Origin of the sequence: Nocardia sp. CC213A, assembly GCF_030766805.1 — a bacterium.
Classification (GTDB): Bacteria; Actinomycetota; Actinomycetes; order Mycobacteriales; family Mycobacteriaceae; genus Nocardia; species Nocardia otitidiscaviarum.
Window position 1 is genome coordinate 83,537 of record NZ_JASFXA010000013.1, and the last position, 13,414, is coordinate 96,950.

14 protein-coding genes and 1 pseudogene are annotated in these 13,414 nt (G+C 69.7%); 5 read left to right on the forward strand and 10 right to left on the reverse strand.

The features are described 5' to 3' along the window. Window positions 1-267: 267 nt before the first annotated feature. The 9 genes and pseudogenes from QJS31_RS23180 to QJS31_RS23220 form a co-directional block, all read right to left on the reverse strand. Complete coding sequence (locus QJS31_RS23180) at window positions 268-1,086, reverse strand: methyltransferase domain-containing protein (protein ID WP_282786132.1); 819 nt, start codon at window positions 1,084-1,086, stop codon at window positions 268-270. 186 nt (window positions 1,087-1,272) lie between these two features. After that, complete coding sequence (locus QJS31_RS23185; protein WP_006554284.1) at window positions 1,273-1,440, reverse strand: DUF3117 domain-containing protein; 168 nt, start codon at window positions 1,438-1,440, stop codon at window positions 1,273-1,275. A gap of 173 nt (window positions 1,441-1,613) precedes the next feature. After that, window positions 1,614-2,180, reverse strand: coding sequence for a DNA-3-methyladenine glycosylase I (locus QJS31_RS23190; RefSeq protein WP_282786131.1), 567 nt, complete (start codon window positions 2,178-2,180; stop codon window positions 1,614-1,616). A gap of 512 nt (window positions 2,181-2,692) precedes the next feature. Continuing rightward, a pseudogene (locus QJS31_RS23195) lies at window positions 2,693-2,992 on the reverse strand (DivIVA domain-containing protein); the annotation flags it as partial. 281 nt (window positions 2,993-3,273) lie between these two features. After that, entirely contained in the window at window positions 3,274-4,410 is a 1,137-nt protein-coding gene (locus tag QJS31_RS23200; RefSeq protein ID WP_029931471.1) for an Mrp/NBP35 family ATP-binding protein, read from the reverse strand. Window positions 4,411-4,549: 139 nt separating this feature from the next. After that, a complete protein-coding gene (locus QJS31_RS23205) occupies window positions 4,550-5,422 on the reverse strand; it encodes a lytic transglycosylase domain-containing protein (protein WP_282782882.1) in 873 nt (290 codons plus the stop codon). 114 nt (window positions 5,423-5,536) lie between these two features. Beyond that, window positions 5,537-6,913, reverse strand: a complete 1,377-nt coding sequence (locus QJS31_RS23210; protein WP_282782884.1) for a lytic transglycosylase domain-containing protein — start codon at window positions 6,911-6,913, stop codon at window positions 5,537-5,539. 163 nt (window positions 6,914-7,076) lie between these two features. After that, a complete protein-coding gene (locus QJS31_RS23215; protein ID WP_306357665.1) occupies window positions 7,077-7,661 on the reverse strand; it encodes a DUF1003 domain-containing protein in 585 nt (194 codons plus the stop codon). Beyond that, window positions 7,658-8,989 (reverse strand): magnesium transporter MgtE N-terminal domain-containing protein, encoded by a 1,332-nt coding sequence (locus tag QJS31_RS23220; protein WP_306357666.1) that lies wholly within the window; start codon window positions 8,987-8,989, stop codon window positions 7,658-7,660. Before QJS31_RS23220 ends, QJS31_RS23215 begins: the two co-directional genes overlap by 4 nt. A 68-nt stretch (window positions 8,990-9,057) precedes the next feature. On the opposite strand from QJS31_RS23220, the gene QJS31_RS23225 reads away from it, so the two are divergent. Genes QJS31_RS23225 through QJS31_RS23235 form a run of 3 tightly spaced genes read left to right on the forward strand, consistent with a single transcriptional unit; the run spans window position 9,058 to window position 11,106 of the window. Then, window positions 9,058-10,014, forward strand: a complete 957-nt coding sequence (locus tag QJS31_RS23225; RefSeq protein WP_282782890.1) for a CoA ester lyase — start codon at window positions 9,058-9,060, stop codon at window positions 10,012-10,014. Window positions 10,015-10,026: 12 nt separating this feature from the next. Further along, window positions 10,027-10,527: a general stress protein gene (locus tag QJS31_RS23230; protein WP_029931477.1), complete on the forward strand. Its 501-nt coding sequence runs from the start codon at window positions 10,027-10,029 to the stop codon at window positions 10,525-10,527. Between the two features lie 3 nt (window positions 10,528-10,530). Next, window positions 10,531-11,106: a suppressor of fused domain protein gene (locus QJS31_RS23235; RefSeq protein WP_306357667.1), complete on the forward strand. Its 576-nt coding sequence runs from the start codon at window positions 10,531-10,533 to the stop codon at window positions 11,104-11,106. Window positions 11,107-11,115: 9 nt separating this feature from the next. Here QJS31_RS23235 and corA read toward each other — a convergent pair whose 3' ends face one another. Further along, window positions 11,116-12,186 carry a magnesium/cobalt transporter CorA gene (gene corA / locus QJS31_RS23240; protein ID WP_306357726.1) on the reverse strand — a complete coding sequence of 357 codons (1,071 nt, stop codon included), beginning with the start codon at window positions 12,184-12,186 and terminating at the stop codon, window positions 11,116-11,118. A gap of 97 nt (window positions 12,187-12,283) precedes the next feature. On the opposite strand from corA, the gene QJS31_RS23245 reads away from it, so the two are divergent. Continuing rightward, window positions 12,284-13,147, forward strand: coding sequence for a PHP domain-containing protein (locus QJS31_RS23245; RefSeq protein WP_282782894.1), 864 nt, complete (start codon window positions 12,284-12,286; stop codon window positions 13,145-13,147). Next, window positions 13,144-13,413 carry a hypothetical protein gene (locus QJS31_RS23250; protein WP_282782896.1) on the forward strand — a complete coding sequence of 90 codons (270 nt, stop codon included), beginning with the start codon at window positions 13,144-13,146 and terminating at the stop codon, window positions 13,411-13,413. The genes QJS31_RS23245 and QJS31_RS23250 overlap by 4 nt, the downstream gene beginning before the upstream one ends. The last annotated feature ends 1 nt before the right edge of the window (window position 13,414 follow it).

The window sequence follows — 13,414 nt, forward strand, 5'->3', positions numbered from 1 at the left end:
GAGGAGGCTGGTGCGCGGTCCGTGCCCGTCGGGGCTGCCGGGAGCCGCACCCGGCCGAACGAGCGAACCAGGTGTCAATGGATGGCGGACGGTCAGGCCGGGTCCGGCTGCGGCAGCCTGCTCGGTGGTGCGAGTGGGGCTTGGTTGCGGCAGCCTGCTCGGTGGTGCGAGTGGGGCTTGGTTGCGGCAGCCCGCTCGGTGGTGGGAGCGGCACTTCGCGGCGTCCACCGGCATGGCGTTGCGAGCGGCACCTGGCTCTGGGAGCGGTCAGCCGCGCGGGCGGTACACCGACACCGTGACCGAGGCGGTCACCGGATACGGCTCGGGCAGCGCCGCGACGCGTTCGTCGCGGGTGTCGGCCGCGTGGAAGGCGGACGGGCCCATGCGCACCACACGGTGGATGTCGGCGTGGTCGAGCGTCATCGCGTACTCCACCGGCGTGCGCTCCAGCAGTTCGAACCGCGCACCCAGCGATCGCGCCAGCCGCTCCTGCTTGTCCGCGTCCACCCGCACCATGGCGAGCGGCCCGATGAGCTCACCGAGATGCCGCTCGGTCGGCGTGACCACCACGAACCGGCCGTCCGGTGTCAGCACCCGCGCCACCTCCTCCGCATTGCGTGGCGCGAACACGCACAGCACCGCGTCGAGCACCCCGTCGCGCACGGGCAGCCCCCGCCACGCATCGGCCAGCACCGCCCCCGCCCGCCGATGCGCCCGCGCGCATCGCCGCACCGCCGGTTTCGACACATCCACCGCGATCCCCCGCGCGGCGGGCGCCGCATCCAGCACCGCCGCCAGGTAGTACCCGGTCCCCGCCCCGATCTCCAACACCGCCGCGTCGGTCCGGCGCGGCGCGGTGGTCGTGGTCGACGAGACAGTGTTCCCGCCGTCCTCTCGCGCGACGGCGGGTTCCACCGCGCGGGCCACGGCCGCGGCTATCGGGGCGAAGTGGCCCGTGGCTTGGAATGCGGCGCGGGCGTCGAGCATTTCCGGGGTGTCGCCGGTCATTCTGGTGGACGAGCCGGTGAGGAGGCTGACGTAGCCCTGTTTGGCCAGGTCGAAGGAGTGGCCCCGGGGGCAGCGCAGGGTGCGGTCCTGGCCGGTGAGGTCCCGGCCGCACTCCGGGCAGGAGAGTAGATCGGCGCATGCGAAGAGCCGCTCGGTCGGGCCCGGTACGGGACCGGTGAGCGGTTCGGTGTCGCCGAGATGCGTCGCTGCGGTGCCGGTGAGCCGGTTCACCGGGTCGGTGCGGCTCACCGGCAGTTCAGGCTGCTAGCTGGTGACACTCTTGAGTTCGTCACCGAGCGCCGCGGCTTCCTCCGGCGTGAGCTCGACGACCAGACGCCCGCCACCCTCGAGTGGAACCCGCATCACGATTCCACGCCCTTCCTTGGTTGCCTCGAGGGGACCGTCCCCGGTGCGGGGCTTCATGGCCGCCATCCTCTGCTCCCTCCAGATCTGCGCGGTCTGCTGCGCACTTTCATGGAACTCCAGTTGTCACCAACTGGCAGCCCGCGCGTATGTGGCGGGCCGCACCGCACCCATTCTTCCCTATCGCCGATCGGGGCGGGTACCTGAGTTCCAAAAACCGACCGTTGTGGCGCGTGCGGGTGCTATGGGCGTACCCAGCAATCGGCCACGTGATCATCCACCATTCCGGTCGCCTGCATCAGCGCGTAGGCCGTCGTGGGACCGACGAAACGGAAGCCGCGCTTCTTCAGATCTTTTGCGAGAGCGGTGGATTCGGCTGTGACGGCGGGCACGTCGGCCAGTGTCGCCGGACGCGGTCGCGGCCCCGGCGCGAACGACCAGAGCAGCTCGTCGAGGCCGGTGTCGAGCTCCCGGGCAACCCTGGCATTGGTGATACAAGCCTCGATTTTGGCGCGATTGCGAACTATGCCCGGATCGCCGAGCAGTCGCTCCACGTCGGCGTCCCCGAACTTCGCCACCCGCTCGATCTCGAACCCGTCGAACGCCGCCCGGAATGCGGGCCGCTTCCGCAAAATCGTGATCCAGGAAAGTCCGGACTGAAACGCCTCCAGACACATCCGTTCGAACAGTGCGTCATCCCCGTGGAGGGGCTTTCCCCATTCCTGGTCGTGGTAATCCCGATACAGCTGCGATCCGGTCGACCAGCCGCACCTGGTCAGTCCGTCGGCGGGTGATTCCAGGGTCGTCACCGCTCGTCCGCCTCGGTCTCGGGCGTGGAGACGCCCGGCACGATGCCGGGCATCGCCTGCCCGTCCGACAGGCCCGGCAGACTCGCCGCGGGCGCGTGGTCGGGTACTCCCGCGATGGGACTCGCGGGCGTAGTCCGGTTCACCGAACTGGACCCGGTGGTGGCCGGGCCATCGCTCGGCACCGAACCGAACGCCGGGCCGCCGTGCGGATGCCCGACCGGCGGGACCGCGGAGGTGGGCGTCCCGCCCGGGTGCGACGCTCCGGAGAGTTCGGTCGACGCGGAGGATCGGCCGGTACGTGCGGCATGGTCGCCGGGCGTGAGCGGTTCGCCGGAATTCGTCCGCGCGGTGTGGGTATCGAAGTGGCTTGCCGTGGTCGGCCCGGGGTCGACCGGCCTGGCGGCGGGTTCGCCCGGGTGTGGGCAGTGTCCGGGGTAGCTGTCCGGCGCGGTAGTGCCGTTGGCGGCGTCACGGCGCGGAGTGGCGGTGTGCTCGTGCCGCGACGTGCCGTTGGCCGGTGCGGGCTGGCCCGCGCGGGCCTGGGCCAGCTGCCATTCGAGTTCGTCGATGCGGGCGGCGAGGCGGGTCAGGGCCCAGTCGACCTCACCGGCCTTGTAGCCGCGCAGCACCTGCTGGAAGCGCAGGGCGCGCACATCGCCGCCGGTGATGCCGTCGACGGGGAGCACGGTGGCGGTGGTGCCCTCGGGGAGCGGACCCAGCTCCTCGGATCGGCCGAATACCGCGCTGGCGACCAGGAACAGCAGCGCGGCCACCAGACCGACGATCAGCACGTACAGCAGCAGCGTGAGCATGGGTTCGAGCTTAGGGGGCGTTCGGGGGCGGGGGTGGGCTCGGCCCCGGCGGAATTCGGCCGTCGAATTCGGTGGGGGGAGGGGGAGCGTGATGGTGGGTGCGGTCCCGCGCCTGGGTGCGGTGGCGCGGGACCGCGGTGGCTGTCGGTACACGCTGTCCGACAGCGTCAACGGTACACCGAAACAAAATGTTCGGGTGGACGAAATGGGGCGGGCGTGTTGTGGGGGTCTTTGGGGAGGGGAGGTGCTGGGTGAGTGGGTTGTTCGGGTGTGGTGTGGGGTCAGAGGTGGCGGGTGGTGTCGATGTTGAGGGACATGCCCGCCAGGCCGCGGCGGCGGACCGCGAGTTTGTCGGCGATATCGCGCAGCGCCTTGCCCGAGGCGCTGTCGGGGGCGCGCAGGACGATGGGGGTGCCCTCGTCGCCCGCCTCGCGCAGCGACTGTTCGATCGGGATCTGGCCCAGCAGCGGGACATTCGCGCCGATGGCGCGGGTGAGGTTCTCGGCGACGGTCTGACCGCCGCCGGAGCCGTAGAGGTCCATGCGGGTGCCGTCGGGCAGGTCGAGCCAGGACATGTTCTCGATGACGCCCGCGATGCGCTGGCGGGTCTGCAGCGCGATGGAACCCGCGCGCTCGGCCACCTCGGCGGCGGCCAACTGGGGGGTGGTCACCACCAGGATCTCGGCATTGGGGATGAGCTGGGCCAGCGAGATGGCCACGTCGCCGGTGCCGGGCGGCAGGTCGAGCAGCAGCACGTCCAGATCGCCCCAGAACACGTCGGCGAGGAACTGCTGCAACGCCCGGTGCAGCATCGGACCGCGCCACACCACGGGCGTATTGCCCTGGGTGAACATGGAGATCGAGATGACCTTCACGTCGTGCGCGACGGGCGGCATGATCATCCGCTCCACCTGGGTGGGCCGCTGGTCGGTGCCCAGCATGCGCGGCACCGAGTGGCCGTAGATATCGGCGTCGAGCACGCCCACCGCGAGTCCGCGCGCGGCCATGGCGGCCGCGAGATTCACGGTGACGCTGGACTTTCCAACGCCACCCTTACCGGAGGCCACCGCGTACACGCGGGTCAGCGATCCGGGCTGGGCGAAGGGGATGACCGGTTCGGCGGCGTCGCCGCGCAGCTTGCGGCGCAGCTCGGTGCGCTGCTCGTCGTTCATGACGTCGAGGGTCACGTCGATCGCGCCCACATGGGGCACGTCGGCGACCGCCTTGGTGACCCGCTCGGTGAGCGTGGTCTTGAGCGGGCACGCCGCCGTCGTCAGGTAGATCTCGACGTGGACACTGCTGTCGGCGCCGATCTCGACGCTCTTCACCATGCCCAGTTCGGTGATCGGCTTCCGGATCTCCGGGTCGTCCACCTTCGCGAGCGCGCCCCGCACATCCGATTCCGTTACCACTGGCATGTACGCCAGTCTATGGGCCTGGGATGTGCGGCATCCATGGGCCTGGGATGTGCGGCATCCATGGGCCTGCGATGCGCGGCATCCATGGGCCTGGGATGCGCGGCATCCATGGGCCTGGGATGCGCGGCATCCATGAGCCTCAGATGCGCGGCAATTGGGCGGGCTGCGGTGCGACGCCGCTCTGGTAGGCGACCTGCCAGGCCATCACGTTGGCGACGTAGGCCATGGAGTTGTTGTAGCGGAGGATGGCGCGGGTCTGCTGCGCCCGATCCCGCATGTCGAGTCCGCCCGAACACAGGTATTTGCCCGCGGTGAGGGTGGCGTCGAAGAGGTTCTGCGGGTCGGCGATGCCGTCGCCGTTGCCGTCGGCCGCGTAGTGCTTCCAGGTCTCGGGCAGGAACTGCATGGGACCGACCGCGCGGTCGTAACCCTGGAGCCCGTCCAGGGATCCGCCGTCGGAATCGTAGATCACGTGGTTGCCGTACAGGCTGCCGTCCAGCACCGGTCCGTAGACGGGGGTGAGCGGGTTGCCGCCGTCGTCGGCCTTGCCGCCGAAGACGTGCCGGGATTCCACGCGGCCGATGCCCGCGAGCATGGACCACGACATGCCGCAGGTCGGATTCTCCGCCGCCAGTACATGTTCCGCGTTCTTGTACGCGGCCTCGGCGATGCCGGGCATATCGAGCGGACCGGCGGGGGCGGCGGCCGGAGCGCGGCCGTCGGGCTGCGCGACCGTGCGCACCTGCGGCGGTGGTGGCGGCGCGGCCTGTTTGGCCTCTCGCAGCAGGAGTTCCGGGGCGGCGGCTACCGGTGCGGCGGCCGCCTCGAGTCTGGGTAGCTGATCGTCGGCATCGGACGAAATCCGTTGCTGCACAGAGCTTGCCAGCTTGTCGGCCAGACTGCCGTCGGCCGCCCCGGTGACGGTGGCGAGTCCCGCGGGAACGAGACCGGTGAGTGCGATAACAGACTGCCGACGCACATTGACGGCCGGCGGCTTGCGGTGACGTCCCACGGTGTGATGGCCCTCCATTGCTGTCCGGATGTGCCCTCGGTAATGCAATGGAGATCACGGTACCGCATTCGAGATCTGTTCGTTACTCCTTCGTGATCCTTTTTCTCGTTTGCGTCACGGAGCCGGGGCCGGGGGCGGCGGAGGCAGCGGAATCGTGATGCCGAACGGCAGCGTGATGGCCGGTGCGGGCGGCGCGGCGGGCTCCTCCGCGGGCGCGGGAGCCGAGCCCTCGGCGGGCGCGGGCGGTGCGGATTCCGTTGGCAGCACCGGATTCTCGGGCTGCGGCTGCGGTGCGGGCTGCGGCGGCTGGGCGGCCTCGGGGGCGGTGCAGGACGCCGGGGTCGGCAGCGGCTGGCCGTCCGGACCGAACTGCTGTCCGGTCAGGTCGGGCTTGGCCGATTCTTCTGCTTTGCCCACTTCCGGTGCCGCGTTCGCCGCGCCCATCGGATCCGGCATCGGCGCCGGAACCGCTTCCTGCGCACAGGGGTTCGGCGGGGGCGGCGGGCAGAAGATGCCGCACGGAATCGGCGGCAGACCCGGAATGGTGATCATCACCTGGGTCGGCGTCTGCTGCGGCGCGACGGTGTTCGACGGCGGCTGCTCCGACGTGGTCGGGGCCGGGAGCGTGTTGTTGGCCAGCGTCATATCCGGCACGGACGCCGTCGGAATGCTGCCCGGGGCGATGAGATCCGGCGAGATGCTGACCTGGGTGGGCGCGCCGCCGGTCTTGTAGGCGTGCGACCAGCTCAGCACCTGGGCCGCGTACGACATGGAGTTGTTGTAGCGCAGCACGGCCCGCAGCTGCTGCTGCTGATCGCGCAGGTTCATATTGCCGGAGCACAGGTACTTGCCCGCGGCCAGCGCGGCGTCGAAGACATTGTGCGGATCGGAGACGCCGTCGCCATTGCCGTCGGCGGCGTACAGCGCCCAGGTGCCGGGCAGGAACTGCATGGGACCCAGGGCGCGCACATAGCCGCCGTCGGCGGCCTTGATGATCTCGTTGCCCGGCAGGGTCCCGTCCAGCGCCGGGCCGTAGATGGGCGTGACGGTGGTGCCCGCGGCGTCGGTGCGGCCATTGCTGGCATGTCCGGATTCGATGCGTCCGATTCCGGCCAGCAGATTCCACGACAGCCCGCAGCCGGGCATGGATGACTCCAGTGCCAGCTCGGCATTGCGGTAGGCGGCGAGCACGATCTCCGGAATGCCGAGTACGCCGGCGCCGCCGGGCAGCGCGATGTCCTGCAGCGGCACGGTGCCGTTGAACATGCCGTCGGCGGGTGGGGTCAGGGCGCGCAGTTTGCGCGGCGGCTCCGGGGCGGCGGGCACCAGTCCGACGAGTTTGTCGGAGGTGGGTTGGTCGGCGGCGACGGCGTCGACCGCGCTGGCGGCCAATAGGGCGTCGGGGGCCTGGGGTGCCTCGGTTCTGTGGGTGGTGTTGGTGGCCGATCCGGCGGTGACGAGTCCGGCCAGGATGAGAGCCGATGCTGTCACCGGAGCTGCTATTCGTTTTGGCACCACACAATCCCCTCAACAGTCGTGGAGCAACCGGTAGCGCGGTGACACCCACCTCAGTGGGAAGGTGTCTGAGTCGGTTACTCGGAACAACGTGATCCAGGTTACCCATCCGTAAGCTTGTTGTGTGCAACTTGTGCCGTCATTCGCCATCTTTTTGCGGCGAAACTACGACCTCGGACCTCTTTCTCTCGGTACCCTTCTTCTTTTTGCGTTCGCCTGACCGGTCTGATTTATCTGTTCCACCTGCGGATTCGCCGTCCAGACGGGTGATCAGATCCTTGATGTCCTCGAGTTCGCGCCGCAGATAGTCACGGGTCGCGACCTCGCCGACGGCCAACCGCAGCGCCGCCAGCTCCCGAGCCAGGAACTCGGTGTCGGCCTTGGTCTGGGCGGCCCGCATCCGGTCCTCCTCCAGCGCCACCCGGTCGCGGTTGTCCTGCCGGTTCTGCGCCAGCAGGATGAGCGGCGCGGCATAGGCGGCCTGAGTGGAGAAAGCCAGGTTGAGCAGGATGAACGGATACGGGTCCCAACGCAGGCTCACCGCGAAGACATTGAGCATGATCCACACCACCACCACGACGGTCTGGATCGCCAGATAGCGCCCGGTGCCCAGGAAGCGGGCCACGCGCTCGCTGGAGCGGGCCAGCGCCTCGGCGTCCCAGTCGAACCGGAAGCGCGACTCCGACGGCGTCTCCAATCGCCCCCGGGGGCTGTGGTCGGTCATGGCTTGCCTCCCGGAAGCTTGTGCGCGACAACGGTTCCGGTCGCCTCGGCGAGCTCGTGCTCATCCTGTTCGCGCCAGTCCTCGGGCAGCAGGTGGTCCAGCAGATCGTCCACCGAGACCGCGCCGAGCAGGTGGTTCTCGTCGTCGACCACCGGTCCGCACACCAGGTTGTAGGTGGCGAAGTAGCGGGTGACAGCGGTGAGCGACGCCTCCGGGCGCAGCGGGCTCAGATCGGTGTCGAGAATGCCGCCCACCAGGTGTGCCGGAGGTTCGCGCAGCAGTTGCTGAATGTGCACGCAGCCCAGATAGCGGCCGGTGGGCGTCGCGGTCGGCGGGCGCACCACGAAGACCATGGAGGCCAGCGCCGGGGTGAGGTCCGGATCGCGCACCCGGGCCAGCGCCTCGGCGATGGTGGTGGAGGCGGTCAGCACTACCGGGGAGGGCGTCATGAGGCCACCTGCGGTGTAGGGCGCATGCTCGAGCAGCCGCCGCACCGGTTCGGACTCCTCCGGATCCATCAGGGCCAGCAGTGATTCCGCCTCGCCCGCGGGCAGCTCGCCGAGCAGGTCGGCGGCGTCGTCGGGGTCCATGGCCTCGAGCAGGTCGGCCGCGCGTTCGGTGCCGAGCTGTTCCAGCAGCTCGATCTGGTCGTTCTCCGGCATCTCCTGCACCACATCGGCGAGGCGCTCGTCGTCGAGCGCGCGCACCACCTCGATGCGGCGCTTCTCCGGGAGTTCGCGCACCAGGTGCGCGACATCCGCCGCCCGCATGCCCTCGAATTGCTCCAGCAGCTGGGTGACGTCCTGCCCCGGCAGGTTCAGCTCCGTCTGAGTCAAACCCCGCACATGCGACCACGCGACCACATGCACGGCCCCGCGGCGACGGAAGGCCGAGCCCAGCCGGCGGCGTTCGCGCACCGCCACCCGGGACACCACCCAGTCACGGGTGCGGGTCTGCTCCAAACCGAGATCGGTCACCACCACATCGATATTGCCCAGTTCCGGCAGTTCCGGATCGTCCACGCGCACGGTGGAGTCGATGATCTGGGCGATGGCGAGCATCTCGCCGGGCCGCTGCTCGAAGCGGCGCACGCTGATGGTGCCGGTATTCAGGGTGATCGCGCCGGGTTCGATCGAGGTCACCCGCAGCATGGGCACGAAAATGCGCCGCCGGGTGGGCAGTTCGACGAGGATGCCGAGGATGCGCGGCTGCTGCCGGTCGTACCGGATGGAGATCACCAGATCACGGAGGCGGCCGATAGACTCCCCGTCCGGTCCCAGTACCACCAGGCCCGCGAGCCGGGCGGCGAATACCTTCGTCGCTGCCATAACTGTCAGGCTAGAGGGTCTGGCGGCCCGAATTGTCGCGCCACGAGCGCGGATGTGAGAGGTGACGCATGACATCGCGCCGTTCGGTACTCGCCGTACCCGGCAGCAATCAGCGCATGATCGAGAAGGCCAAGGGACTCGCGGCCGACGAGGTGTTCCTGGACCTCGAGGACGCGGTCGCACCGGCGGCGAAGGCGGCGGCACGGGCGAACATCGTCGCGGCGCTGAACTCCGGCGGCTGGGGCGACCAGATCCGCGTGGTGCGGGTCAACGACTGGACCACCGAGTGGACCTACGCCGACGTGATCATGGTCGTGGAGGGCGCGGGCGCGAATCTGGACGCCATCCTGCTGCCCAAGGTCACCGACGCGGGCCAGGTGCGCGCCCTGGACCTGCTGCTGACCCAGTTGGAGAAGGCCAACGGCCTCACCCCCGGCGGCATCGGCATCGAACCGCAAATCGAGAACGCGCTGGGCCTGCGCAATATCGACGAGATCGCCACCGCCAGCCCGCGGGTGCAAACCCTCGTCTTCGGCCCCGCCGACTTCATGGCCAGCATCAGCATGCGCACCCTGGTGGTGGGGGAGCAGCCCGAGGGCTACGAGCCGGGCGACGCCTACCACCACATCTATATGACGATCCTGCTCGCCGCCCGCGCGCACGGCCTCCAGGCCATCGACGGCCCCTATCTGGCGGTCCGCGATATCGAGGGCTTCCGCCGCAATGCCGCCCGCACCGCCGCGCTCGGCTTCGACGGCAAGTGGGTATTGCATCCGGACCAGATCGCAGCGGCCAACGAGATCTTCAGCCCGCGCCAGGCCGACTACGACAAGGCCGAGGAGATCCTGGACGCGTACGCCTTCCACACGTCCGCCGATGGCGGCGCGCGGGGCGCGGTTATGCTGGGTGACGAGATGATCGATGAGGCCAGTGCGAAGATGGCGCAGGTCATCGCTGATAAAGGACGGGCGGCCGGAATGACGCGAACCACGCGTTTCGTTGGCCCCGCCGACGAGCAGAAATAGCATGATATGGCTATGACCAATCCCATGGGGACACCGAACAACCGCAACCGGCCGGGACTGCCGACGCCCCCGTCGGGCTGGCCGGTCGGGTCGTACCCCACCTACGCCGAGGCGCAGAAGGCCGTCGACTATCTGGCGGACAACCACTTTCCGGTCGAGAACGTCACCATCGTCGGTGTCGACCTCATGCAGGTCGAGCGCGTGCTGTACCGGCTGACCTGGGGCAAGGTCATCGGCGGCGGCATGGTGTCGGGCGCGTGGCTGGGCCTGTTCATCGGCCTGCTGCTGAGCCTGTTCCGGCCAGAGGGCAGCAGCAGCCTGGGCATCATCGCGGTCGGCCTGGTCGGCGGCATCATCTTCGGCCTGATCTCGGCGGCCATCCCGTACGCCGCCACCCGGGGCCAGCGCGACTTCGCCTCCACCATGCAGCTGGTGGCGGGCCGCTACGACGTGCTGTGCGAGCCCAAGGCCGCCGAGCAGGCTCGGGACATGCTGGCGAGGCTGGCGATCTAGCGGATGGATGTGATCGACGACGTCCGGGCCGCGGTGCTCGGACACTTCGGGGTGGTATCGGCCGATTCCGCCTCGGTGACCTTCCTCGGGCTGGAGCCCATCGAGATCCTGCGCGTGCCGGCGGGTGATCTGGTGCACTACGTGACGCTGGGCGGCTCCCGCCATCCGATGACCGATCCCACCGCGGCGCTGGCCGATCCGCTGCGCGGCCCGCGCGCGGAACTGGTGCTCACCCAGTTGGGCAGTGCGGGCGCGAGTTCCGGCCTGGTGCGCACCCTCGGTGTGCTGGTGGCCACGCCCGCCGTGGAAGGCGTTGTGCTGCAACCGGATGCGCTACTGGATCTGGGGGAACCACTGTGGCACACCGCCCGTTTCACCGCCGTGCTGCTCGGTGCGAGCGATATGGCCGAGGTGAAGCTGCCGGAACCGGCGGAGCCCGTACGCTTTCTGACGGTCACCCCGATCACCGCGACCGAGGCCGCGTGGGTGCGGATTCGCGGCGCTGCGGCCCTGCGCGACGCCTGGTCCGAAGCGGGCATCGACGTGCGCGATCCCGACCGGGGCGCGGCCAACCTCTGACCGGCGCTCTCACAACCACCTGTTGCGCCGGAAGAGCACGAGCAGCACGCCGCAGGCGCTCAGGATGATCCCCCAGATCAGCGGATAGCCGAAGGGCCACGTCAGTTCCGGCATGAACTCGAAATTCATGCCGTAGATGCCGGCGACCATGGTGGGCACTGCCGCCATGGCGGCCCACGCGGAGATCTTGCGCATATCGGTGTTCTGCTGCACGCTCACCTTCGCCAGCGCGGCGCTGATCAGCGCGCTGAGCTGTTCGTTGAAATCGGTGATGCGCTCGGCCACCGCCGTGTGGTGGTCGGTGACATCGCGCAGGTAGCGCCGGATCTCCTTCGGCAGCGGCAGCGCGGTGTCGTGGGTGAGGAACTGCAGCGGCAGCGCCAGCGGGTTCACCGCCCGGCGCAGTTCCACCACTTCGCGTTTGAGCTGGTAGATGGGTTCGACGGTGAGCTTGTTCCCCGGGGTGAACACCGCCTCCTCCATCAGGTCCACATCGTCTTCGATGCGTTCGGACACCTCCACGTAGGCGTCCACGACACGGTCGGCCACGGCGTGCAGCACGGTGGCCGGGCCGAGGGCGAGATGTTCGGGGTCGGCCTCGAGTTCGTGGCGCACGCCGGTCAGGGCGGTGTGGTCGCCGTGGCGCACGGTGATCACGAAATCGGTGCCGAGGAACACCATGATCTCGCCGGTGCTCACGATCTCGCTCACGGTGTTCAACTCGTGTTCGTGGTAGTCGACCGTGCGCAGCACCACGAACAGCGTGTCGTCGTAGCGCTCCAGCTTGGGGCGCTGATGCGCCTGCACCGCGTCCTCGACCGCCAGGTCGTGCAGGCCGAACGTGCGGGCCACGTCCGCCATCTGGGTGGCGTCCGGCTCGTAGAGCCCGAGCCAGACGAAGCCCGCGCCGCGTTCGCGGACCTCGCGCAGGGCCTGCTCGTGGGTGAACCGTCCGGGAAGCCGCTTGCCCGCCACGTACACCCCGCAGTCCACGACGGCGCGCGCGGTCGGCACCGGGATGCGCGGTCGGTCCCCGTCGGCGGCGCGGCGCGGCCCGCGGAACGACGGCAGCGGCGGCATGGTGGGCACGGCCCGATGCTATCCGCGCGGGGTCGGTGGAACCGCGTGTGACGGGCGGGGCGAACAAGATCGATACCGGCGCAGGCAAGATGGACCCGTGCGCATCGATCTCCACACCCATTCCACCGCCTCCGACGGCACCGACACCCCGGCCGAACTGGTCCGCAACGCCGCGGCCGCCGGACTGGACGTGGTGGCGCTGACCGACCACGACACCACCTCCGGCTGGACCGCGGCGGTCGAGGCGCTGCCGCCGGGGATGACGCTGGTACGGGGGATGGAGATGTCGTGTGTGGGCATGGGCGAGGACGGGTATCCGGTGCCGGTGCACCTGCTGGCGTACCTGTTCGATCCCTCCGACGAGTCGTTCGCGCAGGAGCGCGAGCGGCTGCGCGCCGAACGTGTGGTCCGGCTGCGCGGGATGGCCGAGCGCATGGCGGCCGACGGCCTGCCCGTCGATCCGGAGGAGCTGATGGCCTCGGTGGGGCCGTCGGCGGGTCGACCGCATCTGGCGCGGGCGCTGGTGGCGGCCGGGGTGGTGCCCAGTGTGGACGCGGCCTTCCAGGATCTGCTCGCCCCGCACGGCCGCTACTACGTGGAGAAGGCGGATACCCCGCTGCGGCGCGCGGTGGAGATGGTCGCCTCGGCCGGGGGTGTGAGTGTGGTGGCGCACGCGCGGGCGCGCAAGCGCGGACGGCTGCTGGCGCTGGACGATATCCGCGATCTGGCCGCGATCGGCCTGGGCGGCCTGGAGATCGACCACCCCGACCACAATGCCGCCGACCGCGCGGTGCTCACCGAGCTGGCGGCCGAACTGGGCCTGCTGACCACGGGCTCCTCCGACTACCACGGCAGCAACAAGACCATCCGGATCGGCGAATTCACCACCGATCCGGAGCAGTTCGAGGAATTGGTGGGCAAGGCGACGGGTGTGCCGGTGATCTCCAAGGGGACGTCATGAGGGTGGTGCGGGGGTTGAGCGGTGTCGTCGCCGGGGGGACGGTGGTGCTGGCGGCGACGGTGCTGGGGGCCGGAATCCTGGGGGCGCGCAAGGACTTCCCCGGGCCGGGGGTCGGCGTGATCGCCTGGCACATCGCGGCGGCGGTGCTGGCGGTCGGGGTGCAGGTCTACGCCGACCGTCGGCGGACCTGGGGCGCCACGCTGGTCGGCGCGGTGATCGTACTGGCGACGGGCGCGGCGCTGCTGTGGACACAGTGGTGGGATTAGG